Source organism: Bremerella sp. P1 (assembly GCF_028748185.1).
Lineage (GTDB): Bacteria > Planctomycetota > Planctomycetia > Pirellulales > Pirellulaceae > Bremerella.
The window spans coordinates 2,437,585-2,461,948 of the sequence record NZ_CP118164.1 but is presented as its reverse complement, the minus strand read 5'-3'; the positions used below and the strand labels follow the sequence as shown (position 1 = coordinate 2,461,948).

The 24,364-nt window shown below is 54.9% G+C and carries 21 protein-coding genes; 12 read left to right on the top strand and 9 right to left on the bottom strand.

Features of this window, described 5'->3' with window-relative positions:
• Nucleotides 1-323 precede the first annotated feature (323 nt).
• Together PSR63_RS10130 and PSR63_RS10125 are read left to right on the top strand one after the other, a co-directional pair.
• Nucleotides 324-1,643 (top strand): flavin-containing monooxygenase, encoded by a 1,320-nt coding sequence (locus tag PSR63_RS10130; RefSeq protein WP_274332945.1) that lies wholly within the window; start codon nt 324-326, stop codon nt 1,641-1,643.
• Between the two features lie 88 nt (nt 1,644-1,731).
• The gene (locus PSR63_RS10125; protein WP_274332943.1) at nt 1,732-3,369 is read left to right on the top strand and encodes a sulfatase family protein; all 1,638 of its coding nucleotides are present in this window, start codon (nt 1,732-1,734) and stop codon (nt 3,367-3,369) included.
• A gap of 72 nt (nt 3,370-3,441) precedes the next feature.
• Here the strand turns inward: PSR63_RS10125 and PSR63_RS10120 are convergent, their stop codons facing one another.
• A complete protein-coding gene (locus PSR63_RS10120; RefSeq protein ID WP_274332941.1) occupies nt 3,442-4,923 on the bottom strand; it encodes a sulfatase family protein in 1,482 nt (493 codons plus the stop codon).
• Between the two features lie 282 nt (nt 4,924-5,205).
• On the opposite strand from PSR63_RS10120, the gene PSR63_RS10115 reads away from it, so the two are divergent.
• Nucleotides 5,206-5,562, top strand: coding sequence for a YciI family protein (locus tag PSR63_RS10115; protein WP_274332939.1), 357 nt, complete (start codon nt 5,206-5,208; stop codon nt 5,560-5,562).
• A 69-nt stretch (nt 5,563-5,631) separates the two neighbouring features.
• Here the strand turns inward: PSR63_RS10115 and PSR63_RS10110 are convergent, their stop codons facing one another.
• From PSR63_RS10110 to PSR63_RS10090, 5 genes are all read right to left on the bottom strand, one after another.
• On the bottom strand, nt 5,632-6,078 hold the full coding sequence (locus PSR63_RS10110; protein ID WP_274332937.1) for a tellurite resistance TerB family protein: 447 nt from the start codon (nt 6,076-6,078) through the stop codon (nt 5,632-5,634).
• Nucleotides 6,079-6,132: 54 nt separating this feature from the next.
• A complete protein-coding gene (locus PSR63_RS10105; protein ID WP_274332935.1) occupies nt 6,133-6,576 on the bottom strand; it encodes a tellurite resistance TerB family protein in 444 nt (147 codons plus the stop codon).
• A 221-nt stretch (nt 6,577-6,797) separates the two neighbouring features.
• Nucleotides 6,798-8,174, bottom strand: a complete 1,377-nt coding sequence (locus PSR63_RS10100; protein ID WP_274332933.1) for a sodium:calcium antiporter — start codon at nt 8,172-8,174, stop codon at nt 6,798-6,800.
• 53 nt (nt 8,175-8,227) lie between these two features.
• On the bottom strand, nt 8,228-9,160 hold the full coding sequence (locus PSR63_RS10095) for an SRPBCC family protein (RefSeq protein WP_274332931.1): 933 nt from the start codon (nt 9,158-9,160) through the stop codon (nt 8,228-8,230).
• Nucleotides 9,161-9,293: 133 nt separating this feature from the next.
• On the bottom strand, nt 9,294-9,617 hold the full coding sequence (locus tag PSR63_RS10090) for an ArsR/SmtB family transcription factor (protein ID WP_274332929.1): 324 nt from the start codon (nt 9,615-9,617) through the stop codon (nt 9,294-9,296).
• Nucleotides 9,618-9,881: 264 nt separating this feature from the next.
• Between PSR63_RS10090 and PSR63_RS10085 the strand changes: the two genes are divergently transcribed.
• From PSR63_RS10085 to PSR63_RS10070, 4 genes are all read left to right on the top strand, one after another.
• Nucleotides 9,882-11,315, top strand: coding sequence for a DUF2254 domain-containing protein (locus tag PSR63_RS10085; RefSeq protein WP_274332928.1), 1,434 nt, complete (start codon nt 9,882-9,884; stop codon nt 11,313-11,315).
• A 134-nt stretch (nt 11,316-11,449) separates the two neighbouring features.
• Nucleotides 11,450-12,211: an ATP-binding cassette domain-containing protein gene (locus PSR63_RS10080; RefSeq protein WP_274332927.1), complete on the top strand. Its 762-nt coding sequence runs from the start codon at nt 11,450-11,452 to the stop codon at nt 12,209-12,211.
• A 70-nt stretch (nt 12,212-12,281) separates the two neighbouring features.
• Nucleotides 12,282-13,844, top strand: coding sequence for an ABC transporter permease/substrate-binding protein (locus tag PSR63_RS10075; RefSeq protein ID WP_274332925.1), 1,563 nt, complete (start codon nt 12,282-12,284; stop codon nt 13,842-13,844).
• A 71-nt stretch (nt 13,845-13,915) separates the two neighbouring features.
• Nucleotides 13,916-14,782 (top strand): class I SAM-dependent methyltransferase, encoded by an 867-nt coding sequence (locus PSR63_RS10070; RefSeq protein WP_274332923.1) that lies wholly within the window; start codon nt 13,916-13,918, stop codon nt 14,780-14,782.
• A gap of 93 nt (nt 14,783-14,875) precedes the next feature.
• Here the strand turns inward: PSR63_RS10070 and PSR63_RS10065 are convergent, their stop codons facing one another.
• From PSR63_RS10065 to PSR63_RS10055, 3 genes are all read right to left on the bottom strand, one after another.
• A complete protein-coding gene (locus PSR63_RS10065) occupies nt 14,876-16,063 on the bottom strand; it encodes a prenyltransferase/squalene oxidase repeat-containing protein (RefSeq protein WP_274332922.1) in 1,188 nt (395 codons plus the stop codon).
• Nucleotides 16,064-16,383: 320 nt separating this feature from the next.
• Nucleotides 16,384-16,671, bottom strand: a complete 288-nt coding sequence (locus PSR63_RS10060) for a co-chaperone GroES (protein ID WP_274332920.1) — start codon at nt 16,669-16,671, stop codon at nt 16,384-16,386.
• Between the two features lie 191 nt (nt 16,672-16,862).
• Complete coding sequence (locus PSR63_RS10055) at nt 16,863-17,537, bottom strand: endonuclease III domain-containing protein (protein ID WP_274332918.1); 675 nt, start codon at nt 17,535-17,537, stop codon at nt 16,863-16,865.
• Between the two features lie 113 nt (nt 17,538-17,650).
• Between PSR63_RS10055 and PSR63_RS10050 the strand changes: the two genes are divergently transcribed.
• The 5 genes from PSR63_RS10050 (at nt 17,651) to gyrA (ending at nt 24,360) form a co-directional block, all read left to right on the top strand.
• Complete coding sequence (locus tag PSR63_RS10050) at nt 17,651-18,439, top strand: CPBP family intramembrane glutamic endopeptidase (RefSeq protein WP_274332917.1); 789 nt, start codon at nt 17,651-17,653, stop codon at nt 18,437-18,439.
• A gap of 68 nt (nt 18,440-18,507) precedes the next feature.
• The gene (locus PSR63_RS10045; RefSeq protein ID WP_274332916.1) at nt 18,508-19,365 is read left to right on the top strand and encodes a hypothetical protein; all 858 of its coding nucleotides are present in this window, start codon (nt 18,508-18,510) and stop codon (nt 19,363-19,365) included.
• A 382-nt stretch (nt 19,366-19,747) separates the two neighbouring features.
• A complete protein-coding gene (locus PSR63_RS10040; protein ID WP_274332914.1) occupies nt 19,748-20,386 on the top strand; it encodes a hypothetical protein in 639 nt (212 codons plus the stop codon).
• Nucleotides 20,383-21,231, top strand: a complete 849-nt coding sequence (locus tag PSR63_RS10035) for a hypothetical protein (RefSeq protein WP_274332912.1) — start codon at nt 20,383-20,385, stop codon at nt 21,229-21,231. Before PSR63_RS10040 ends, PSR63_RS10035 begins: the two co-directional genes overlap by 4 nt.
• A gap of 411 nt (nt 21,232-21,642) precedes the next feature.
• Nucleotides 21,643-24,360, top strand: a complete 2,718-nt coding sequence (gene gyrA / locus PSR63_RS10030) for a DNA gyrase subunit A (protein ID WP_274334320.1) — start codon at nt 21,643-21,645, stop codon at nt 24,358-24,360.
• Nucleotides 24,361-24,364: the final 4 nt, after the last annotated feature.

Genomic DNA, 24,364 nt, shown 5'->3' with positions numbered 1-24,364 from the left:
GACAACATTTTTTGAGTGCGGCAGGCCGTAGGTGGCCATTTAATTACCAGGAAGCATAGCTCACAAGCGTAAAGCACGACAAATCAAAAGGTTACGAGGTAACCGAGGAATTGCAATAAAAGTAGCATTTAAGAATTGAAACACCGATGGCAGGATAGGGTTTCTGTAAAATACCTACATTCAAGTGAAAAATATCTATGGTCACGTTATGACCATCAATTGGTAAGGCGAGACTCCCCTAAATTCACCCTCGATTTATGGCATAGAATTTCGCGCAGTAGCACCGATCTCGAACAATTGAAAAAATCGTTACAATTGGCGACATGACTTCTCAGCATGATTTTCGTGTTCTCGTAATCGGTGCCGGACCGTCCGGTTTGGTTGCGCTAAAAAACCTCCGCCAGCTCGGAATCGACGCCGTTGCGGTTGACCGCAATCCAAATATCGGAGGCAATTGGGACATTAAATCGCCCCATAGCAGCGTCTACGAATCGACCCATTTGATCTCTTCGAAGGGGATGACGCAGTTCGTCGACTGCCCAATGCCGGAGGAATATCCGGAGTATCCCAGCCACCGGGAAGTGCTGGCATACCTACACTTTTACGCAGAACGCTTTGAGTTGGATCGTTTTGTTCGGAAAAGTACATCGGTTCTTAACATTAAAAAACGAGATACCAACTGGCAGATCGAACTGCAGAAAGAAGGTTTTCCCGAGAAGTTAACCGAAACGTTCGATGCGGTGGTCATCGCCAACGGCCACCATGCCGAGCCAATGATGCCGACCGTAACCGGGAAATTTAATGGCGAGATGCTTCACGCTCACGACTACAAGCATCATCGCCAACTGGAAGGAAAGCGGATTCTCGTGGTCGGAGCCGGCAACAGCGGCTGTGATATTGCGGTCGAGGCCGCGATCCACGCCGAGTCCGCGGCGATCAGCATGCGGCGTGGATACCACTTCTTCCCCAAGTTCATCCGGGGTAAGCCGGCCGATGTGGTGGGAGACCGCGTTCGCCGCTGGCCGATTCCCAAGTCGTGGCAGCGCAGGCTCTCGCAGCTGGTCGTCGACTGGACGATTGGCAAGCCGCATCGGTACGGATTGCCTACGCCGGAGCACGGCTTGTTTGATGCCCACCCGATCATCAATTCGCAGCTTCCTTACTATGTGGGGCACGGCAAGCTGGCGGTCTTCCCTGATATTCGTTCTTTCGACGGTGAGGTGATCGAATTCACCGACGGCCGCCGCGAAGCGTTCGACGTGGTTGTGTTCGCGACGGGATACCAGCTCGTATTTCCGTTCATCGCGGATGACCTGCTCAACTCGCACAACGGTGTCCCCAAGCTTTACTTGCACGCATTTCATCCAACCGACGATACGCTGTTTGTGGCCGGTATGATTCAGCCCAATAGCGGTCAGTGGCAATTGACCGATCTGCAAACGCAAATCATCGCTCGTTTTCTCAAAGCAAAGCAGGAAGGTCGCAAGGTTGCCGATTCGTTTCGTGAGCAGAAGCAAGCAGGCGGAATCGGCTTGAATTCACGCGAGCACTTCCTGGCGACGGCCCGGCATCGATTGGAGGTCGACTACTTCGACTATCGCAAGACGCTTACGAAGATCGTGCGTCAATTTGACCAGTCGTAGATTCCGCGCGTGCGTTATGGCCTGCTTCGGTCTAGAATGAAATTCTTCCTTTTCACTCGCCGAGACCTTCTTTCTGGACAGCCCCAACATGTTGCGACGCACCTTATTGTTTGCGCTGATGGCTACCTGCCTGACAGGCCTTGCCAACCGACTTCACGCGGAAGAAACCAAACGCCCGAATATCTTGTTCGCCTTTGCCGATGACTGGGGGAAACAAGCCAGCATCTATGGGCAGCTTGAACCAGGCGGCATCAACGATGTGGTGAAGACCCCTCATTTCGATGCACTCGCCAAGCGGGGCGTGTTGTTTAAGAATGCATTCGTGAATGCTCCGTCGTGTACGCCGTGTCGCAGTTCGCTGCTATCCGGGCAATACTTCTGGCGAACGGGCCGCGGGGCCATTCTTCGCGGGGCGGTGTGGGATCCGACCATTCCCAGCTATCCGCTGTTGCTACGAGATGCTGGCTATCATATTGGTGAAACCTACAAAGTATGGAGCCCTGGTACGCCGGTTGATGCACCGTACGGAAGTGGGAAGTACGCCTATCAAAAGGCCGGCGGATCGTTCAACCAGTTCTCGCAGCGAGCCACCGCCCTGATGTCGCAAGGCAAGTCGACCGACGACGCGAAGCAGGAGCTCTATCAGCAAGTTCGCGGTAACTTCTCCGACTTTTTGAAAGACCGCAAGGAAGGTCAGCCCTTCTGTTACTGGTTCGGTCCAACAAACGTTCACCGCAAATGGATTGCCGGCAGTGGCAAGAAGCTGTGGGGCATCAATCCCGACGACTTAAAAGGAAAGATGCCTGCGTTTCTGCCGGACGTCCCGGTCGTTCGCCAAGACCTGGCCGACTACCTGGGTGAGATCCAGGCCTTTGATGCGGCGCTGGGCATTCTCGTTGAGCAGTTGAAAGAAGCTGGCGAACTCGACAACACGCTGATTGTCGTCAGTGGTGACCATGGCCCGCCTGGCTTCCCGCAAGGGAAGTGCAACTTGTATGACTTCGGTACCCACGTCGCTTTGGCGGTTGCGGGGCCAGGGGTGAACGGCGGCCGTGTTGTTGATGACTTTACGATCTTGCCGGACCTGGCACCCACATTCCTGGAAGCTGGCGGTGAGAAGATTCCCGAGGTGATGACCGCGAAAAGTCTATGGCCTGTTTTGAAATCAGACCAGGAAGGACTCGTTGATCCAACTCGTACGGCTGCATTCACGGGGCGGGAACGTCACGTCGAGATGGCTCGCGAAGGCAATCTGCCTTACCCGATGCGGGGCATCCAGACAGCCGACTACCAATTGATCATCAACTTCAAACCAGATCGCTGGCCGATGGGGGATCCTTACAACCTGGGCACCGACAACCCACCCACGTTGGACGAGCTGGTCAACAAGACCTTCGTGACCTTTCCCGATGATGACGCTGGTCCTACCAAGGCGTTCATGGTCATGCATCGTGCTGATCCGGAAGTGAAACCGATTTTTGATCGTTGCTTCGGGAAACGCTCGGCCGTGGAACTGTACGACCTGAAGAGCGACCCGGATCAGATGACGAACGTCGCCGACGATCCGAAGTACGAGAAGGTCAAAGAAGAACTGACGGCCCGGTTGATGGAAGAACTGAAGACCAGTGGCGATCCTCGTGTGATCGACAACGGCAAGTTCTTCGAGACGCCACCCATGGCTGGCCCGCTGACAGGAAACGGACCAAAGCCAAATCGGAAACGATAGACCGAAACGAAAAAAGCCAGGAGCGAATCACTCCTGGCTTTTTCTTTTGGGTAAGTCTTAGCTCGTAGCTGCTTACTTGCCGGCCTCGATCTGGGCCAGCAGCTTCTTCAACTCCTCGAACTTTTCGGGGTTCTGCTTGGCGACGTTGTTCTCTTCGCCGGCGTCTTCCGAAAGATCGTACAGCGTGTAGCCTTGGTTCTTGTTCTTGCCTTGGCGAACCAGCTTCCAGTTGCCCTTACGCAGGCCGATGCCGCGAGGCGATTCTTCGACCACGTAGTCGCGTCCCTTGGCACTCGCTTCACCGAGCAGCGTTGCTTCCAGAGCTTCGCTGTCTGGCAATGCACCTTCCGGCACTTTCTGACCGACGATCTCGGCGAAGGTCGCACCCAGGTCGGTGGTCGTGATCATCTTGTCGGACGTTTGCCCTGGCTTCACCACGGCTGGCCACTTCACGATGAACGGCGTGCGGCAACCTCCTTCAAACGGTGTGTACTTACCACCACGATAAGGACCGGCAGGCAAGTGATCGCCCAGCTTTTCGACGGCACCATCTTTGTAACCATCGTCCAGCACGGGGCCGTTGTCGCTGCAGAACACGATCAGCGTGTTATCGGTCAGGTTCAACTCGTCGAGCGTCTTCACCAGTTCGCCGACACACCAGTCGAGCTGAACAATGGCGTCGCCGCGCAGTCCGAGGGAAGTCTTGCCCTGGAAGCGTTCGTGGGGCATTCGCGGGACGTGCAGGTCGTGCGAAGCGAAGAACAGGAAGAACGGTTCGTCCTTGTTGGCACGGATCCACTCGTTCGATTTCTTGACCCATTCGTCGGCCAGATCTTCGTCGCGCCAGCGAGCCGCATGGCCGCCGGAGAAGAAGCCGATTCGACCGATACCGTTGTGGATCGTGTTGTTGTGCCCATGGCTCCAGTCGAGCTTAAGCGTGTCTCGCGCGGTGATGCCCGTCGGCTGGTTATCAGGATTGGTGCGTCCCACCCACAGTGGATCGTTCGGATCAAGATCACGCACGCGATAGTTTTCGACGTACACGCTGGGTACGCGATCGTTGGTGGTGGGCAGCAGGAAGCAGTAGTCGAAGCCGAGTTCCAGTGGGCCTGGTTTCAGTTCGCCATTCCAATCAGGACCATCTCCTTCCCCCAAGCCCAAGTGCCACTTGCCGACGACGGCCGTTTTGTAGCCAGCATCTTGCAGAACGTCTGGAGTTGTCTTGGTGCCCGGCTTGATGATCGAGGTCGCATTTGGCGGCGCGATGCCGGTGCCGGCCTGGCGGAACGCATACATGCCGGTCAGAAACGCGAACCGAGTTGGCGTACAGGTCGAGGTCGAGCAGTAGCCACTGGTGAACTTCAAACCATCGCTGGCCAGTGCGTCGATGTGAGGAGTAGCTAAGGCCTTGGCACCGTAGCAACCCACATCACCGTAGCCGAGGTCATCGGCCATGATCACGATGATGTTAGGCTTCTTGGTTTCTGCCGAGGCAAACGACGTCAGCACGCAGGCAAGCAACAAGCCAGCCCAAACAGGCACAAGAGACTTCATGAGTGGGGTTCTTCCAGCTGAAGTGAGGGGGAATCGAGAAGGAAATACGGAGATCTATTTTAGTCACAACTGACGCGAGATATCTAATGGATCGACCCATGTTTCGGGCATGATTGCTTCCAACGGACATCTGGTAGTAGTTCTCAGCCACAATATTACTTGTCTGACGGACAAAAAAATTCCGGTCGAAAGTCGAATTAAAGGCTTATCAGTCGACTATGGATTGATAGCCAATGCCCAAAGCGTGGCAGGAATTGATACTTTCAGAGAGAGCGTTGAACAATGAAATACATCCTTCTCATGTACCACACCGAAGGGGTCTTTACGCAAGAGGAGCTACCCCAAGAGATGCAATTTGCGATCGGGCTATGCGAAGAGCTGGCCGCCAAAGGACAGTTTGTGGGGGCTTCGCCACTACAGACGATCAGCACGGCGACCAGCCTGACGGCCAAGTCGGGGCGTACGGAAGTCCGCGATGGGCCGTTTGCGGAAACCAAAGAACAGCTTGGAGGCTACGTGATTGTGGACGTCCCGAACTTGGACGAGGCGATCGCCATTGCCGAAAGATTTCCGGCGGCCAAACGAGGAACGGTCGAGATCCGTCCGCTGTTTCCTTTAGAAGGCATTCCGGTTGCGTGACACAACTGGCCATAAACGACCATGCCCACGCAGAGAACGTGGGCATGGCAATTTGGATTACAACGCTCGTTAGCCTTGGTTCTTGAAGACCATGACCTGGACGATGGTCTTGGCTCGATTCTTGTCCATCTCGAGCTTGATCATCAGGTCGTCGATGAATTCCTTTTCATCGGGCTCGACGATCCCGTCAGCCAGCACGATATCACATGCATTGGCGAAGGCCGTCTCGCGAAGTTCCGGAGGAATCGCTGGAATGGCGGCGGCAATCAGCTTTTCAGGACCGCCTCGCTTGAGGACGCCCATCAGGCGATCCATCATCGAGTTGAATTTGTGCGGCGGCACATGCTGATACATCTTCATGCGGGTCAGCGTGGTGATCAGCGAGCCCACTTCTTCATCGGCAATGTGCCCATCGCAGGCCGATGCAGCGAGAAGTGTTCCCGCGAATCCTTCTTGCGGTCCAAACTGTTCCGGGGCGAAGGACGAATCGTCTAATACATCATCAAATAGTGACATGAAATAATCCCAATCGGCGGAAGGTTGGTAGTTCGCTTGAGCGATGCCAGATCGCTAACCTTTATTCTTGATGACCATCACTTCGGCGATCGTCTTGGCCGTTTTGCCATCGATCTGCAGTTTCTCTCGCAGCCGATCGATAAAGGCCTTTTCGTCTGGTTCAACAATGCCATCGGCCAGCACGATATCACATGCATTGCAGAAGGCTGCCTTGGCGAGTTCCTTGGGTAGCGTTTCGGTACAGGAATCGATCAAGGCATCGACCCCCTTCTTCTTCATGAAGCCGTGCAGCTTGTTCAAGGTCTTGCCGTATTGTCGGCCGTCATATCGCTGGAACAGTTTCATACGTACCAGGCAAGTAATTAGGCCGTCTACTTCTTCTTCGGCGATGTGTCCGTCACATCCGCTGGCACCCATGAGGATCCCGGCAAACGACTCTTGAGGGGTCAACTTCGAGGAACCTTCCATTCCTCCGAATAACGAGTCAAGTAATCCCATCGTCTGGATTCCCTTAATCGACAATTGTTGTAGGAGATAGGTCTTTAGATAAGAAAGGATTTGAAGTGAGGTGGTGCGCATTACGCACCGGCACGTTATCGTACAAAAGAAATTACCGTGTTGCCTCAAAATTCCGGGGGAAAATAAGGGGGCAAATTCAGGCAATCTTGCTGACACATGGACGTGGCCTCGAATTCATTTCGAGACCACGCTCTCAAAAGTTACAGCCCCAACATGCCCACGATGCTGAATCCGAAGGAACCCGCGATGGCGTAGGCAATGAACAAGGTATACAGGAAGACCAGGAAATAAGACTTGGCTCGCGTTAGCTGGCGGCGGTGCCAAAGTACCAACAGGGTAATCGCAGAAAGCGTCACCAGTAGCAAACGCAGGTCAACCAGACCTTCGATCGGTTTGCCATCTTGCACCAAGAGTACCGGCTGCCAACCAATCAGGTAGGAATTGACCAACAGTGGAATCGACAGGCAGATACAAATATCGAAGATGTTCGAGCCGAACACATTCGATACCGCACCCGAGTCATCACCTCGCATGGCGGCACCAATCGAGAGAAACGTGTCCGGCACGCTCGAAGCTGCGGCGGCGAGTATGACCGCGACAAAGAAGACTGGTACGTTCAAGACGTGCGCTGTTTCGTTGGTAACTTCAACCAGCCAGTAACATGAAATAGCCGCGATGCCTGTGCAGACCAGAAGGACCAAGGTTGCAGTCAGGCCGTTGAGCGGGATGTCAAACATTCCGTAAAAAGCACCGGCCGAGTCGGTCTCTTCATCCTCGTCTTCATCAGCCGAGCTCTTAATCTTCTCGACCAACATGTGCGTGGCTTTGATGTTCTCTTCTTGCAGTGTCTCCACGATTTGCTCGGTGGGTGTGTCGTGACCGACTTCTCCAAGATGAGCATGAATCGCGTCCATTGCCCGCTGATAGCGTTTGGCATCAACGAACAAGTGAAAGATGTAGGCGATGTACATTCCGATGAACACCAGGCCCATCCACCAATACATGCGATCATTGAACAGGAAAGCGATCAACACCAGTTCGCAAGCAATGAACCACATGCCATCCCGGGAGATGACTTCCGGTTCGACATCGACCGTCGGTTGCGACTTGCGATAGAGCGAAATGACGATCCCGCAAAACGCCGGAATCAAGATCATGTTGTAAACGGCGCTGCCAGCACAGGTAGCCAGGGTGCTGCCGTATCCTTCGGCACCGGTCTGGGCCATGTCCGCGACGGAATCACTTTGAACGCTCATCACCGCGACGACGACAAAGAAGATGCCGCTAAACAGTTCTGGCATACTGCTGGCCACCGCGTCGAGCGTGGCACCGCGCACCGAGCCCGGCAATCGGAGCTTCTCGCCTACCCACTGGGCGGCATCGGCGAAGGGATCGCATGCTTGCCAAATGACGATCGAGATCAACACGACCTGAATGATCAGAAATCCGAGTTGAACGTTGAGCATCCAAGGAGAAAGGACGACCAGCAGGACGAGCGAGGCGATGGTAACGCCAATCGCAATCCAATCGGGTCCGCCTTCATCTTCCTGATGATTCTGATCGACATCCTGACTCATGCACGGCTCCTAAAGGCGTACCGCGGCACGCCGGTGAGGGGGAAGGTGGGAAGTTACTTAAGTGGAAGGTAGATCTTTGTCTGCAGTTGATCAATCGGGGTCTTGTCGGGGTTGTTCTCGTAGATTTCAAACGCACTGCAGTTGCGTTGCTTCAGCTTCTTGTACCGCACATGTTGATTGGCGGCACTCCAGCCGTTACCCAGATGATTGTAATCGCCCAGGTGCTCGACGCAGAAGGCCTTGGTTTGGGGGCACGACCATTTCTCGAGCGGTGCCGGAACGTCGATATCGCCTGAGGGCAAGATCGTGCCGACGGTGAATTCGCACGTTTGCTTTCCGATATGGAACTTGTGGTAAGCCGCCATCAATTTCCCCTCGCTGGGCAGCCCATGTTTGGCGTATAGATCCATCATCTGGCCCAGGGCACCCTGCATGGTTCCGCCAATGTCTTTCAGCGAGCAGCTGCGTCGCAGGCCGGCCATGTGAATGGGGCCGATCTCTTCAATGCCCAGGATATTCGTCTTGCTGTGGATCGTACCAGTCTCGATCCATTCTTTGAGCATCTTCAGACCGCGCTCGTAGTCCATTCCGATGAAGCCCTTCATCATGCCGGTCATCCAGAACATGAACCAGGGCAGAGAGCCATCCATGTGCCAAGTCAGCTTCGTGCCCAGTCCGGAGGGCTCGACATCGAATGCTACGCTTGAAGTCGAAGCGAAGGGTTTCAGGAAGCGAATCTCCTCGTCGATTCGTCGATGGGGATCGAGCTTGATATGCTCGATCTCGCCGGCACCAACTACCTCGCCGGACCATTTATAGAGAGAGCCCTGCGAGTTCGAGTTCTCGCTGATAGTTACCTGGGCATCGGGTTCCGCACATAGCCAAGGTGACCAGGTTGGCCATGTCTTGAAGTCGACGACTTTCTCGTAGACCGTTTGCGGAGGCGCAGCGATCTCGATCGACTTTTCAACATGGAAGCGCGGCATCGTTGATTCCTCACAGCTGACAGGGAAGCCCGGGGACCGTCGTTGATTCGCACGAAGGGTCCGGGGGGCTCAGGGAAGCTCCGATTATGGAATTCCCCGCTAGCTGCGTCAAAGGTTTTCGCGCGGAAAGAAGCTACTTCAATTCGAGATTAACCGAGCAGCAGCCGAAGTCGATTCGGCGAGCCTGGGTCATCGACTCGCTCTTACTCTCGGCGGCAACATCCGGGGCCAGCGAGTAAATAACGAAACGCCCCTGTTTCTCGGTTTGCACAAGATCCGCGTGCCGCAAGACACCCAGATGGTGCGAGACCTTCACGATCTCTTCGTCGAGCGCTTTCGATAAGTCGCTGACATTCATCGGGCCTGAGAATAGCTGCTCGACAATCCGCAAGCGATCGGGATCGGCAAGAGCCTTTAACCTACCAGCACAGAGTTCGTATTCACGTTTCTTTTTCATGGACTCTCGAATGATCCAGGATGTCGAAGATAATCGTGGTTAGCGGGTGACCATTGGTAGGGGTGCTGGGATTGTAGGGGCAATCGCTTTGTTCCGCTAGGCGATCGTTGGGCGTCGATGCAAATCGTATTCACGGGCAACTGAAAGGCAATTCATTCCATTTCATTTCGTGTTCGTCTTGTTGCCTGCGGCTGTCTATGATCGAGAATAACTCCCGTCCGGCTTAACTGGGACGTAGATCTTTCCTCAAGCAATAATGCCTAAATGTTATCTCTAAAAAAGTTGATTAATTATTGGAATCGCTTGCAACACAGCCTCTGGTTTGTGCCCGTTCTTTGCACGTTAGGAGGGGTTGTTGGTGCGGTACTGATGCTGTGGATTGACCATTCTTTAAAAAGATCTTGGGAAGATTTTTTCTGGCTAGAGACGACGACCAACGGAGCTCAGACAGTTCTGTCCACAATCGCCGGCGGAATGATCACCGTGGCCGGTGTGGTTCTTTCAATGGAAATGGTCACGCTTTCGATCACTTCTTCTCAATTTGGCTCGCGCGTGCTGCGTAGCCGGTTGGGTGATCGGACCACCCAGTGGACGATCGGGGCGTTCATGGGCACGGCCGTCTATAGCCTGGTGGTGCTGAAGATGGTGCGTAAGCTCGGCGAAGATAACTTCTTCATTCCCCATCTGTCCGTAATGGCAGCAATTTTATTTGCCTTGGGCAGCCTGATGATCTTGCTCTATTTCATCCACCATGTCGCGATGATTGCCCAAGCGCCGGAGATTGTCGCGAGTCTCGCTACGGACCTGCGACATTCGATGGAGCGGATCTTTCCTGACAAGATCGGTGATCCCCCACCCAAAGAAAACTCTCACGAGCGTGAGGTCACCGAAGAGGAGTGGAACGCCTTGAAGGAAGGGGTGACCGTTCAGTCGACTCGCGAAGGTTACATTCAGGGAATTGAAGGGGACGACCTGATTGCCTTGGCAACTCAGCTGAACTTGATCATTGAACTCCCCAAGCGTCCAGGCGATTTTCTTTCCCGTGGCGAAACGCTGGCTCGAGTCGCCGCGTTGGACCAGATTGATGAGAACGAAGTAGCCCGCGCGATCAACGAAACCTTCTTCATTGGGAATAATCGCACGCCGTGGCAAGATGTGAACTGTTCGGTGCACGAGCTTTCGCAAATGGGTGTTCGTGCTTTGAGTCCTGGCATCAACGATCCCTACACGGCCGTCAATTGTATCGATCGATTGTCGTCGGCCTTGGCACAGTTGGCTCAGCGGCAAATGCCTGCGGCGAATCGCTTCGATCACGATGGGCATCTTCGTTTGATCGTCGACCGGCAAACGTTTTCCAGTGTAATGCATGCGGCCTTTGATCAGATGCGAAGCTACGCCATTAGCAGCGCGGCCGTGTCGCAGCGGTTGATGGAAGGATATCAGCGAATCGCAGATGCCGTTACGCATGAAACCCATGCGGAAGATGTGCTGCATCAAGCACGGCTTACCATGGAAGGGGCCCTTGAGCAGCCGCATCACCCGGCAGACCTGAAGATTATTCAGGAGCAATACGAGCGGCTGAACAAAAAGTTAGAGCCGCTACTGGAGAAGAAGGAGGAAGCTCCCCCGTCAGATCAAAATCCCGTCGATGATGAATCCGACGAAGAAGGGGAGGCCAGTGGCGAAGTGATCGGTTAGGCTGCACACCTGTGGGGAAGCCGCGAAAAAGTTTCTGTCCTAACGATTCCCCTTTTTCGCTATTAATTGGTAAGCGAGTGACGTGATGCATTCGTACCCTATCCCGCTGAGCTCGTAAGAAGCGAGAAAAGCTGATGATTCAACTCAAAGATCTCTGCAAATCGTGGGACGGAGGTAAGACCTTCGCGGTGAAGAATGTCTCGTTGGAAGTGCCGGAGGGGAAAGTCCTGGCGCTTCTGGGTGGGAGTGGCAGCGGCAAAAGCACGACCGTGAAGATGATCAATCGCTTGATCGAACCCACTTCCGGTACCATTCTGGTCGGTGGTGAAGATATTACCCACCAAGATCCCGTTCAGCTTCGTCGCCGGATCGGCTATGTCTTCCAAAGCATTGGCCTCTTGCCGCATATGAATGTCGCCGACAACGTGACACTCCTTCTAAAACTGCAAGGCGTACCTGCGAAAGAGCGAACGACCAAGGCGAATCAACTGTTGGACATGGTTGATCTGCCCCACGAGACTTTCGCCAAACGTCTGCCGAGTGAACTCTCTGGCGGGCAGCGTCAACGGGTCGGCTTTGCCAGGGCGTTGGCTGCCGAGCCGAAAGTGATGCTGTTGGACGAACCCTTCGGGGCACTCGACCCGGTGACCCGCGATACGCTGCAAATCGAATTCAGCCGAATCCAGCGTTCGCTCGGTTTGACCGCCGTGATCGTCACCCATGATATGGCCGAAGCGTTACTCCTGGCAGACATCATTGCCGTCATGAACGTTGGCGAAATCTTGCGTATCGGTACCCCGAAAGAACTTCTGCAAGATCCAGGCGACGATTACGTTGCCAAGCTGCTGGAAACGCCACGCCGCCATGGCGAACTCGTTCGAGAGCTAAGTGCCTAACGCTGCCGGAATGCAAAACCCTTCACGCTAACTCTCTTCCGATTGGGACGAGGGGGATAAGAATAGAACCATGTTCGATGCTGACTTCTGGGCACGAGTGCCGTACCAGCTAAGCTTTCTACCAGACCGACTGGGAGGGCACGTCTTTCTGGCCTTCACCTCGATCCTGGCTGGCGTGCTGATCAGTATTCCGCTGGGGATCTTTTGTTCGCGCAGGCCGCAGTGGGAGAAGGTAGCGGTCACGATCGCCAATATCATTCAAACGATTCCTGGCATGGCCTTGCTGGCGATCATGGTGTTTGCCTTGGATCGCACCGGCATCATGCCCGCCTGGATCGCGTTGGTGCTTTACAGCATTCTGCCGATCCTACGAAACACGATCGCCGGAATGAAAACGGTTGACCCAGGCTGCATCGAAGCAGCCGATGGAATTGGGCTGAACAAGTGGCAACGGCTGCGGATCGTCGAACTGCCTTTGGCATCGCCAACGATCATCGCAGGGATTCGTACAGCTTCGGCTTGGGTGGTGGGTGCGGCGACGCTCGCTTACCCGGTTGGGGCGACGAGCCTGGGGGATTACATCTTCGCCGGTTTGCAAACGACCAATCCGGTGGCACTGTTTGTTGGCTGTGTGTTTTCCGCCGGCTTAGCACTGTTATTGGATATGCTCCTGGGTGGACTTGAACGCGCATCGCAGCGGCGTAGCAAGGCCTGGGCGTTGGGTTCGATCGGCGGAATGATTGCCGTCGCGCTGAGTCCGCTCTTGCTGAAAGCGGTACAGCCGCAGCCAACCATCACACCAACCGATCGTCTGGCCGAGACGAGCGAGTTCATTCAGGAGAAGCCGTATGTGATTGGCGGCAAGCCATTCACCGAGCAGTACATTCTGATCGAACATCTGCAGGACACGTTAAAGGATGCGAACCGCCAGACGGACGTCAAAGCGGGGCTGGGATCGACGGTCGTTCTGCAGTCACTGCAACGTGGCGAGATCGACTGCTACGTTGATTACTCCGGGACGCTGTGGGCGAACGAGATGAAACGTAGCGACAACGTGTCTTCCGCGGAAATGATGATCGACATTGCCACCGATTTGAAAGAGAGCAGCGGTGTGCTGACGTTGGGGCCGCTTGGTTTCAGTAATGACTATGTCTTTGCCATGCGAAAAGAGAAAGCTGACGAATTGGGGATCAAGTCGCTGGAAGATTTAGCCACCCACGCCGGTGATTTGACGGCGGCCTGTGAGATTGAATTCTGGTCGCGTCCCGAATGGCAGAACGTGCAGACTGCGTATGGTTTGCAGTTCGGTGAAACAAAGTCGATGGATGCCACGCTGATGTACGGAGCGCTACTTCGTGGGGACGCGGATGTGATTGTGGGGTACCGTACCGATGGTCGCCTGGCCACGAATGAGATCGTCGAGCTGGCCGACCCACGGTTCGTGTTGCCGCCCTATGACGCGGTACTTCTGGTTTCGCCCCGCCTGGCCAAAGATCGAGCCGCTACCGAACGCCTACGAAAGATGGTGAACACGATCTCGACTCAACAAATGCGCAAAGCGAATGGAATGGTCGACATCGACAAGAAAACCGTGGTAGAAGCCGCGGAAACACTGGGTGTTCCAGCAACGTGAGAATGCGGGGCAAATAGCACTGCTGGCACCTGCGGGCAATTACTTTCGTAGCTTTCGGCCGATTGGTCACTTTGCTCCTATCGGCAGATGCGGAATCAGGGCACAATGGCAAGATTGCCCTCAGGGCTCCGTACTTCTTCTACGAGAACAATCTCTTGACACCATTTGAAACAGTCGATTGCTACGACTATCCCAAATACTGGGACCTATCTTTTCAGGACGAAACGGAGTTGGAGTGCGACTTCTTTGAAGACGTCTTTAAGCGATTCGGCCAGGACGAGGTCCATCGCGTTTTGGATATCGGATGCGGAGGAGGCCGGAACGTAGTCGAAATGGCCACGCGTGGCTTCAAGATGCTTGGTTTAGACAATAACGAGGCATCCCTGGCGTACCTTGCCCGGCAACTCTACGAGAAAGAGCTGAACGCTGAGACTTTGTCGGCCGATATGGCGAGCTTCCAGATCGAGGAGCCACTCGACGCGGCGCTTTGCACGTTCAATACGTTTCGCCATTTGCTCACCGAAGAGGAAGCGGAAAGCCACCTGCACTGTGTGGCAAGTTCTCTCAAGACCGGCGGAATGTATATCTTGGGCTTTCATATCCTGCAGGACTATGATGATCCGGAGTGCGAGGAGCACTGGACCAATCGCGACGGGGAAGTCGAAGTGACCACCACGTTAGAAGTCGTGGAATCGTGTCGCGAAGAACGTCTCGAAACGTTGCTGTTTCATCTGCAAGTCCGTGACGGCGAAAAGCAACTTCGCCTGAAGGCCGAGTATCCCTATCGTATCTACAACCCAACGCAGTTTCGTAGTCTCTTGGCGAAGGTGCCAGAGTTTGAAATCTGCGAAGTGTACGACTTCAATTACGACATCGACGACCCAATGCCGTTTGACGACGAAATCAGCGACGCGGTCTTCGTGATGCGAAAGAAGTAAACGTAAGCGTCAGGCAATGACCAGGCATTGTGCAAAAAAAGGTCCGACGAGTCATCTCGCCGGACCTTTCTCATAGGTTAGTAATCGCCAAGACTAGTCGGCATCTTTCTGCAGGTGAGCCAGTGCCAGCAGGCAGTATCCGGTCACCAGGTTCGGATCACCTTCCATCCAGCGTTCGGCTTTTTCGTTGACCCAGCTGCCGTTCTCTTGTTGGCGGCTGATCAGCTCATCGGTGAACTCTTTCCGCCAGTCGTGCTTTTTGCCGTCGGCGGTGACGAATTCGTCTTCGCCGTAAGCTTCCAGAGCTTTAGCGACCGTGTGGTAGTAGTAATACAAACCAGTATCACCCATGCCTGGGTTTTGCTCGGTGTCGTAGTTCTTACCCAGCCAGGCAACCGCTGCTTTCACACGCTGATCGTCCTTGTCGACACCAGCATAGATCATGCTCTTCAGGCCGGCATAGGTCATCGAACCGTAGCTACGCAGACCACCATTCTCCGTCTGACCTGCTTGACTTGTACCGCCGGCTGCAACGGTGTAGTAGAAGCCGCCATCTGGGTTCTTCGGAGCGAACTCGAATTGGTTGTGTGGCGATTCCAGGTTCTGGCAGCGGCTGACAAAGAGCAGGGCCTTTTGCATCGCCGGATCATCGGCACTGGTACCACTCTCTCGCAGGGCTTCCATCAAGAAGGTCGTGTTCGACATATCAGGGCGCGAGTGACCACCGTAGCCAGCGCCACCGTAAAAGGCGTCGTCTTCGCTTTTGCCTTCGCTGTCGTCCCACTGCAGACCTTTGAGGAACTTGTTGGCGTTGGCGATCAGCTTGTCGTACTGGCCATCGTTGTTGGCAGCAACAAACGTCAGCAGGCACAGGCAAGTTTCATAATTGCGGTGACGGGTGCCTTCGAGGTAGATACCACCATCTTCTTTCACGTGCTTTTCGAGAGCGGCCAGACCCTTTTTGACGGCTGGGTCGAGCGGGGTACGTCCGTGTTCCAAAAGACCGAGCGTACAAATGGCCGTAACACCGATACCTGTGTTGCTGCTGAACGTGCCGTCAGCGGCCTGACCTTGATTGGTCAAATAGTTCACGGCATTCTGGACGGCCTTTTCATAGGCAGCATTTTCGGCGGCACGAACAACGGCCGGCGAAATCAAGAGCGAAGCCAAAAGCAGCATCGCCAAGCAAAAACGGAAGGGACTTACGAGCAACTGAGACATGTAGGAGACCTCAATCTCTAAGGAAAACAAGTCGACGCGGATGACGAAGCAAGGCGTCATCGGGCGGGTTGCTAGGTGCTCGTTGCTGCCCGAAGCGATGGCAGACCGCGCGGGGGATCCGATTGACAGAGCATCGACCCCAAATTGGCACCGTTGCGAAGCCCAGGACGAACCACGAAGTTCGCCATGAAACCAAGCATGGAACACGCAATTGTAGACCGAGAAACGAGAATTAACCACTCATCGGAGAGATATTGCCCCCGCACCACCGAAACAGGCATGATCGGTGGGCTTGGCATGTATCGCAGCTAAGCCCTTTTGAGGCAAGGGTTTAGCGATATGGTAAGCCAGGTCCAGATTGTGGAGCGGTCGCGAAAGGACTAGCCGCGTACGGCCAGGATGTCACTTTCGGCCATGATGAGGAGTTCTTCCCCTTCCACTTTGATTTCGGTACCAGCCCAGGCGCTGAAGATCACTTGATCGCCTTCTTTGACGCTCAGCGGTGTCTTGGTGCCGTCCTTCAGGACATGACCGTCACCGACGCTCAGGACACGACCCTGCTTTGGCTTTTCTTGAGCACTGCCTGGCAAGACGATGCCGCCGGCCGTGGTTTCTTCCGATTCCATCCGCCGCACGACCACATTAGCTCCCAGGGGAACAACTTTCATACTTGCTTCAACTCCGGCTCAAAACAAAAAGGGGCACGCAAAGTCGCAAAAGATGTAAGGAATGATTCTGACACGCCGATGGATGCGTTTCAAGAAGTGACCATTCAGAGAATGGAAGCTCGGGTCCCGCTAAGGGGTGGGTAAGTGCGGTTTGTGGGGGATTGGTAAAAAATCCTGCCAGGCACAAGTCTTTATTCGGGCTCTTGGATGCCAGATTCGGGCAGATAACAGGCCAGCGGGCAGCCTTCACATTTGGGAGTTTTGCGACAGAACTCGTTGCCGGCGCGGACAATCAGCGCGTGAAATTCGTTGTAATGTTCGACCTCGGCGGGAACTTGACCGACGAAATGGTCTTGGATCTGGTGATAATCGGCTTCCCACTCGATCCAGCCATGCCGCTTCAAAATACGGGCCGTGTAGGCATCGACGACAAATGTCTTCAGGTTACCGGCATAAAGCAGGATCGAATCTGCCGTTTCTGGGCCGATTCCGTTAATGCTTAGCAGTTCTTCGCGAAGCGTGGTCACATCGTGCGAAAACATCCACTCCAGGTCTCCGTCGTAACGAGTGACGACGTGATCGATCAGATTAGCCAGCCGCTTGGCTTTCAAGCGATAGTATCCCGACGGGCGAATGATTTCGGCCAATTCTTCCTGCCGAGTCGCATGCAACCGGCCCAGGTGCAGAAGATCGGCATCTTTCAGATTGGCGATCGCCTTCTCAACGTTCTTCCACGACGTGTTTTGCGTCAGAACGGCGCCGATCATGATCTCCAGCGGCGAGTCCCCAGGCCACCAGTCTTGTGGGCCATAGTGCTCTAAAAGCTTTTCAAAGACAGTATTTAAGGAAACGTTTGAGTCGCTCAACGGAGATTCCACGCAGGCTGGGGCAGAGAGTGAGGCGATGTCCGGTCGTAACAGTTGTTCCAGTCAGGCGAAGAGGAATCAAGTGCTGCTGGCATAAGTTCCGACGGGAAAGTATGTGGAAACCTCGCTTCACCAACGATCAGCCAGCAAAGAACGAGTGCATGTCCGCTCCGGAAGTGGAACTTGAAACCCAAGAGATTAACTATTGGCAGGCCACTGCACGCCCGCTAACGAGTTTGATCTTCGTGCTGCCGATGCTGGCCGTCTATGAGGCCGGCGTGCTGATGCTTGGTCCCGATGCCATTCGCAACGGCGTCGATGTCTGGCTCCGACAGTTCCTGGGGCTGATGGGACTCGGGCAGTACTTTCTTCTGCCGGTGCTGACGATTGCCATTCTTCTTTCCTGGCATCATTTGAAGTCGTACCCTTGGCAGTTTCGTCCGACCAACCTGCCGCTGATGGCTGCGGAATCGATGGTGCTGGGGTTGATGCTTCTGTGCCTGGCTCATTTTCAAGCGTCGGTCATGCAGATGCACGTCGTCGCGGCCAATGCCGGCCCGGAAGTCGATACGACCACCAAGCAGGTCGTCGCCTATTTCGGAGCAGGTATCTACGAAGAACTCTTGTTTCGCCTGATGCTGATCCCGGTGCTGATCGTGTTCATCCAGGGCTTTGCATTTCCGAAACTGGTTGCCACGTTTGCGGCGATGCTGATTAGCAGCTTGGTGTTTGCCGCGGCCCATTACAACTTCTTCGTAACTGGCGGCGATCCGATCGATGGCTATACATTTCTGTTTCGCCTGTCGGCTGGGCTGATTTTCGCATCGATCTTTGCCCTGCGTGGATTTGGCATCGCGGCCGGTTCGCACGCCATGTACGACGTGCTGGTCGCGTTTTCTTAGTGCGCTGCCGTTAAATTTCGTGACGGCGTGGTGACTATCGGGGTATAACCTCCCGGTAGGGGAATTCCATGCACGACATCGAAAGCAGCCCACCGCGCCGATCGTTCTTTCAGCTGAAGATCAGTAGCATGCTCTTCTTGTTGCTACTGGTGGGGATGGGGCTAGGTTGGTGGTCGGATCATGCGAGACTTACTCAACAGTTGACCGATTCGGAAGTCGATCGCGAGATTCAAGAGAAGCTGCTTGCGCTGACCAAACCGCGGAAAACGTCTAGGTATGTGCCCACGCGAGGCCCTCACTACTATGCGGCCGAATCTCCGGAGCATTTCATCGAGCAAACACGCAACCATCGTTCGACGATCAATGCGTCGTACTGGGGAGATTCGCTGCGTTGGGCGGAAGAGGACTTTGATGTCATAGTTCCGATGACCTGTCAGCTCTTGGCAGATCCCAACGAAATCGTCCGGCGGAATGCCTGCCTGGTGCTACGCGAGCAATACGGAAAAGGGAGCGATGACCGCATGGAGAAGCACAATGACCAAATTGTTGGCCAACTTCGGACGTTGCTCCATCGGGAAGATTCAGGTGGTGAAGACGCACGCCTGGCGATCGATCTGTTGACGGTCATTGGTCCCTCGGCCTCCCCGGCGCACGCCGAGCTAAGGAAGATCATGGAAGACGATCAGCATCTGCAAGCCGTTTCGGCGACGATGGCCATGGGAAAGATACTGCAAAGCGACGTTTCTCCCCGGCTGGTCGAGCTGATCGAAGCAAATAACCCGGCCTGGGAAAGAGCCGCCAACAGCTTGTTGGAATTTCGTACCGAAGATGAGGTTCGCGACATCTTGAAGCATTTCTATGCCAGTCGCCAAACGGAAGCGGAACGCAATGAGGTTATCAAAGCGATTCATCACTTAGGTCGTTAACCGCGGCCGAGGGCCCAAGAAATAACTCGACCGCAGCCACCATAGAATCAACCCCCGATGATTCGATGTGGCCACGGTCGATGCCTTCCATCTGCCTGTGTATCTCCCCCATGACACAGGCAAATTCGCGATCGATCGGAAACTACGCTTGATCGTACCGACCGATCCTCCCCTCGTTGAATCGTCTCGCGGCCGCGAGTAAGTGACCCGTTTCCCCCGTCGAGCCAAAAAGGTTATCTGGGTATCCGGGCTCAGGTTGCTTCGAATCAGCGAAAATTCTGGAAAGAAGTTCTGCGGACCATTAAAACTAGTACGAACTCATCCTCATCTCTTCCCAGGAACATTGCTTATTACGGCGGTTTCCTCCCGCAATGAAATTCGAATGAGCGAGACCGACCAGGACATAGCACAACAGCCCCCGAAACGAGCCCAGTTCCCGCTTTGGTTTCTGCTGTTCGTCATTCCCACGATTGCCGGCCTGGGGCTTGCCATCTACACCAATTGGCACCGGCAATCCCAGATGCGTTCTGATCTGATCGCCCATCAGGAAGTTTTGCATGAAAGGATGGTCACGCTGGAATCGGAGATCGCGTTGGTTCAGTACGTCGATCATCAAATCCAAGAGCGAGCCGACCGCTGGAAGACGGCCGACGCGGTGGTCGACTACCTCAAGGGTTATCATCAAAGGGATGGGCGTTCCGGATTCCAGGCCATCTCGGTGTGGCATGAGTTGCGTTGTTTCTTCGTGCAAGCCGATGAGCAGGAATTACATCGCCTGCTGAAGCTGATGAAGGAAGAGTTCCCAGACTGTGAAGTCCAAGATCAATTTACGATGTTGGACCTGGTTGTCAGCATTCCGGAGTTTGCTCCAGCTCATGCCGCGGCGTTGGCAGGGGATGCACATCAAATCGCGGATCTGGTACCGCCTGACGGGCATCCGCGTCTGATCGAACAAGCGACACGACTTCGCGAGGTATTCCCTCGCAACGTTTCCTCTGCTGAACCGAAGGAGACGTCATGAGTGATTCTTCTTCCAGCAAAGTCAACTTGTGGTTGGGCGGTATTTCGATCGTCATCATCGTGGCGATGGCAGGCGTCCTGTTTGGGCAGGTCCGTTTCATCGCTCAGCAAAATCACGAGCTGATGATGCAGAATCAGCATCTTGAAATTCAATTCGATGCTTTGAAGACGACTCTCGACGCCGAGGCGAACAAGATTGTTGCCAAGCTCGACTCGGGATTGCCGTTAGTATCCGGGGCAGATAATCGTCAGCTGAATATCCACGACGATCTCAAGGGCCCCATCGTCGGTTCCCACATACGACAACTCCAGGACGATCGTTTCTATGTTCGGTTGAACGGACTTGCCGGACTGGCGGTAGCGGTACCCGATAGCAACAATCGAGACATCTTCGCTCCCATGATCGTTCCAGCAGTGATCCCGACGTTGGAAGATAAGCGACTCCGCTTCTGGGCCATGTCTGTGCTCAATCAATACCGGGGCCAAGCAGCGGCGGCAGCGCCCAAGGTTTTAGAAACGAGTGACGCCCGGCGTTGGATCAATGTTTCCTCGTCGATCGAAGACGCACGAGCGATGGACCCTCAGTGCGACTATGTGCCAGTCTTGATCCGGTATGTAGAACAAAGTGAAGACGACTGGAGAACAACGCTGGTCAATCTGCAGCACAGCTTCACAGACGAGGAAGTTCTACAGGCCTACGAAGGGGCACTGGAGCAAGCGTCGGATGACGAGCTAAAGCGTCGCTATGCTGGTGTTATGCGCTACCTGAAGGATAAGCCGCCTGCTGGTTCCACTCCTCTGCCAGCCCGTACGGTCGAATCATATATCGAAGAAGGCGAACGATAGGCTTGTCGCTGACGAATTGATCCTTTTCGAGAGGTCATTTCGCGTCGCTTTCCTGCCCGTCCGTGCGATGCCAAATCGGCCCAAAATAGTCGCTCCGTAAGCCCCTATCCCACAACCACTTACCGCTTCTGCTAAATAGGGCTCCCCTAGTAGTTCCGCGCCCTCATATTTGGTACATTACGGTGTGCATTTTGGAAGGCTCTTCTCGGCTGGGGAAACGTGGTTTTTCTCGGTGTTTTTGCCCCTTTTCAGCACGCTTGCAACCTCGCAGATTGACGGTCGCGCCGGGTCCTTTTTCCCGCCGCGCAGGATAACCTCCGAAAGGACGCTCACTTGGCAACGGACGGTAACAACCCCAACGGTAATGGTAGTGATGGCGGGTCGCCGGAAGACCCAACAAAACTGTTCACAATGTCGATCGAGGACGAGCTCAAGGAGAGCTACCTCACCTACGCGATGAGCGTGATCGTCAGCCGCGCCTTGCCCGATGTTCGCGACGGGCTGAAGCCTTCGCAGCGGCGCATTCTGGTGGCGATGAACGACCTGAACCTCACTCCGGGGGCACAGCGGGTCAAATGCGCCAAGATCAGTGGTGATACCTCTGGTAACTACCACCCGCACGGTGAATCGGTCATCTACCCGACTCTCGTCCGTATGGCCCAAGACTGGAACATGCGTTACGTGCTGGTCGACAAGCAAGGTAACTTCGGTTCGATCGCCGGTTTGCCTCCGGCGGCCATGCGATATACCGAAGCTCGCATGTCCGGCTTTGCCCAGCTTCTGCTGGAAGACCTGAAGCTCGACACGGTCGACTATGTGCCGACCTACGACGAAGCCCGTACCGAACCAACCGTCCTTCCGAGCAAGTTCCCGAACCTGCTGGTCAACGGGGCCAATGGTATCGCGGTCGGTATGGCGACTTCCATTCCGCCCAATAACCTCCGCGAGATTTGCCAGGCCGTCATTCAACTGATCGACGATCCGGGGACTTCGTTGGACGAGATCCTCAATATCGTCCAGGGGCCTGACTTCCCGACCGGCGGTATCATCTGTGGTCGGGCAGCGATTCGCCAAGGTTACAAGACCGGCCGTAGCACGATCGTTGTTCGTTCGCACACGACGATCGAACATGCCAAGAGCGGCGCGAAGATCATCATTCACGACATCCCTTACCAGCAGACTCGCGACCGCGTCGAAGAGAAGATCGCCTCGCTGGTCAACGAAGGTCGCATCCAGGGGATTCGCTCGGTCAGCAACCTTTCCGACCTGCAAGAGCCGGTGCGGATCGTCATCGAGCTGAAGCGAGACGCCGACCCCGATATCGTTCTGAACCAGCTGTACCAGTTCTCACCGATTCAGGACTCGTTCTCGATCATCCTGTTGGCATTGGTCGATGGCAAGCCGCGAACGATGTCGATCAAGGAAATGCTGGAGGAGTTCATCCGCCACCGCGTGACGGTCATTCGCCGCCGCACGCAGTTCCTGTTGGCCAAGGCACGTCAGCGCAAGCACACCATCGAAGGTTTGCTGTTGGCACTGGCCGATATCGACGAGATCATCCGCATCATTCGTTCGTCCAGCACCCAGGCCGAAGCGAAGCAGCGCCTGATGGGGGTCGAATGTCCCGCCTCGATGATGGCCCGAGCTCTTGGTGAGCAAGGGTTTGCTCAGTTCCAGATGGAACGGGGCGAATCGGATGTCTACTTCCTGACTTCGGTTCAGACCGACGCGATCCTGCGAATGACGCTCGGTCAGTTGGTGAACCTGGAACAGGAAAAGCTGGCTGGCGAGCACGCCAAGCTGTTGGAAGAGATCACCGAGTACCTGCGTATCTTGTCGGACGAAGCCAATATCCTGGCCATCATCCGCGAGCAGATGGAAGAGATCGATCGCCGCTTTGGTGACGATCGTCGTACCGAGATCTCGCACGAAGAGATCGGCAACATTGATCTGGAAGACCTCATCGAAGAAGAAACGATGGTGGTCTCGATCAGCACCAAGGGTTACATCAAACGAACCCCGGCCAGCATCTATAAAGCCCAGCGCCGCGGTGGTAAGGGAATTAAGGGTGCCAAGAGCGAAGAGGAAGATCCGATTCGCCACCTGTTCGTCGCTTCGACCCACGCTTACGTCCTCTTCTTCACGACGAAGGGTAAGGTGTTGTGGCAAAAGGTGTACGACCTGCCGAACCTCAGCCGCGAAAGCCGCGGCCGCGCCGTGGTCAACCTGCTTCAGCTGGAAGAAGGTGAGCACATCGCCGACTGCCGAGCTGTGCGTGACTTCGACATGCCTGACCACTGCCTGGTGATGGCTACCCGCAAGGGCCTGGTGAAGAAGACCTTGCTCGAAGCGTACAGCCGTCCGAAGAAGAACGGTATTATCGCGATCAAGCTGAAAGAAGATGACGAATTGATCGACGTCGCGATCACCAAGCCAGGCGACGAACTGGTCCTTTCAACCGAAAAGGGGATGGCCATCCGTTTCCGCGAGAGCGATGCCCGAGCCATGGGCCGTAACTCAAGCGGTGTGAAGGGGATCAACCTCACCAAGGGAGATAGCCTGGTGGGAATGGTTGTGGCCGATCCAGACGCTCAGCTGCTGACCGTGTGCGAAAATGGCTACGGCAAGCGGACCAACTTCGGCCCAGGCCTGACGGTCGAAGACGAAGGCGGCGACAACGATTCGGATGACAACGATTCCAATGACAGCGGATCGGAAGAAGAATCGACTTCGGGTAGCGCTCGGTACCGCACGCAAAAGCGTGGTGGTAAGGGTCTGCGAGACATCAAGACGACCGAACGTAACGGCAAGGTCGTTGCCGTCGCTCGTGTCGATGATTCCGACGAAGTCCTGATGATGACTGCCCGCGGTAAGATCCAGCGTATTTCCGCCGCCGAGATCAGTATGGTCGGCCGCAATACGCAGGGCGTTCGCATCATGTCGATGGACGAAGGAGACAGCCTGGCCGCCGTTGTTCGTGTTCCGAAGGAAGACACCGACGACGAAGTGGATGCAACCGAAGCACCCGCATCGCCAGCCCCTGAGGCCGCACCAGAAGCAACCGACCAACCCACTGCAGAAGACTCGACTAGCGAAGATTCTGATTCCGAAGCGAGTGGCGAGGAGTAATCCA

Bases quoted from the DNA above. Each gene is read 5' to 3' on its own strand.
- PSR63_RS10130 (WP_274332945.1), top strand. From the start codon at position 324: ATGACTTCTCAGCATGATTTTCGTGTTCTCGTAATCGGTGCCGGACCG.
- PSR63_RS10125 (WP_274332943.1), top strand. From the start codon at position 1,732: ATGTTGCGACGCACCTTATTGTTTGCGCTGATGGCTACCTGCCTGACA.
- PSR63_RS10120 (WP_274332941.1), bottom strand. From the start codon at position 4,923: ATGAAGTCTCTTGTGCCTGTTTGGGCTGGCTTGTTGCTTGCCTGCGTG.
- PSR63_RS10115 (WP_274332939.1), top strand. From the start codon at position 5,206: ATGAAATACATCCTTCTCATGTACCACACCGAAGGGGTCTTTACGCAA.
- PSR63_RS10110 (WP_274332937.1), bottom strand. From the start codon at position 6,078: ATGTCACTATTTGATGATGTATTAGACGATTCGTCCTTCGCCCCGGAA.
- PSR63_RS10105 (WP_274332935.1), bottom strand. From the start codon at position 6,576: ATGGGATTACTTGACTCGTTATTCGGAGGAATGGAAGGTTCCTCGAAG.
- PSR63_RS10100 (WP_274332933.1), bottom strand. From the start codon at position 8,174: ATGAGTCAGGATGTCGATCAGAATCATCAGGAAGATGAAGGCGGACCC.
- PSR63_RS10095 (WP_274332931.1), bottom strand. From the start codon at position 9,160: ATGCCGCGCTTCCATGTTGAAAAGTCGATCGAGATCGCTGCGCCTCCG.
- PSR63_RS10090 (WP_274332929.1), bottom strand. From the start codon at position 9,617: ATGAAAAAGAAACGTGAATACGAACTCTGTGCTGGTAGGTTAAAGGCT.
- PSR63_RS10085 (WP_274332928.1), top strand. From the start codon at position 9,882: ATGTTATCTCTAAAAAAGTTGATTAATTATTGGAATCGCTTGCAACAC.
- PSR63_RS10080 (WP_274332927.1), top strand. From the start codon at position 11,450: ATGATTCAACTCAAAGATCTCTGCAAATCGTGGGACGGAGGTAAGACC.
- PSR63_RS10075 (WP_274332925.1), top strand. From the start codon at position 12,282: ATGTTCGATGCTGACTTCTGGGCACGAGTGCCGTACCAGCTAAGCTTT.
- PSR63_RS10065 (WP_274332922.1), bottom strand. From the start codon at position 16,063: ATGACGCCTTGCTTCGTCATCCGCGTCGACTTGTTTTCCTTAGAGATT.
- PSR63_RS10060 (WP_274332920.1), bottom strand. From the start codon at position 16,671: ATGAAAGTTGTTCCCCTGGGAGCTAATGTGGTCGTGCGGCGGATGGAA.
- PSR63_RS10050 (WP_274332917.1), top strand. From the start codon at position 17,651: ATGTGGAAACCTCGCTTCACCAACGATCAGCCAGCAAAGAACGAGTGC.
- PSR63_RS10045 (WP_274332916.1), top strand. From the start codon at position 18,508: ATGCACGACATCGAAAGCAGCCCACCGCGCCGATCGTTCTTTCAGCTG.
- PSR63_RS10040 (WP_274332914.1), top strand. From the start codon at position 19,748: ATGAGCGAGACCGACCAGGACATAGCACAACAGCCCCCGAAACGAGCC.
- PSR63_RS10035 (WP_274332912.1), top strand. From the start codon at position 20,383: ATGAGTGATTCTTCTTCCAGCAAAGTCAACTTGTGGTTGGGCGGTATT.
- gyrA (WP_274334320.1), top strand. From the start codon at position 21,643: ATGTCGATCGAGGACGAGCTCAAGGAGAGCTACCTCACCTACGCGATG.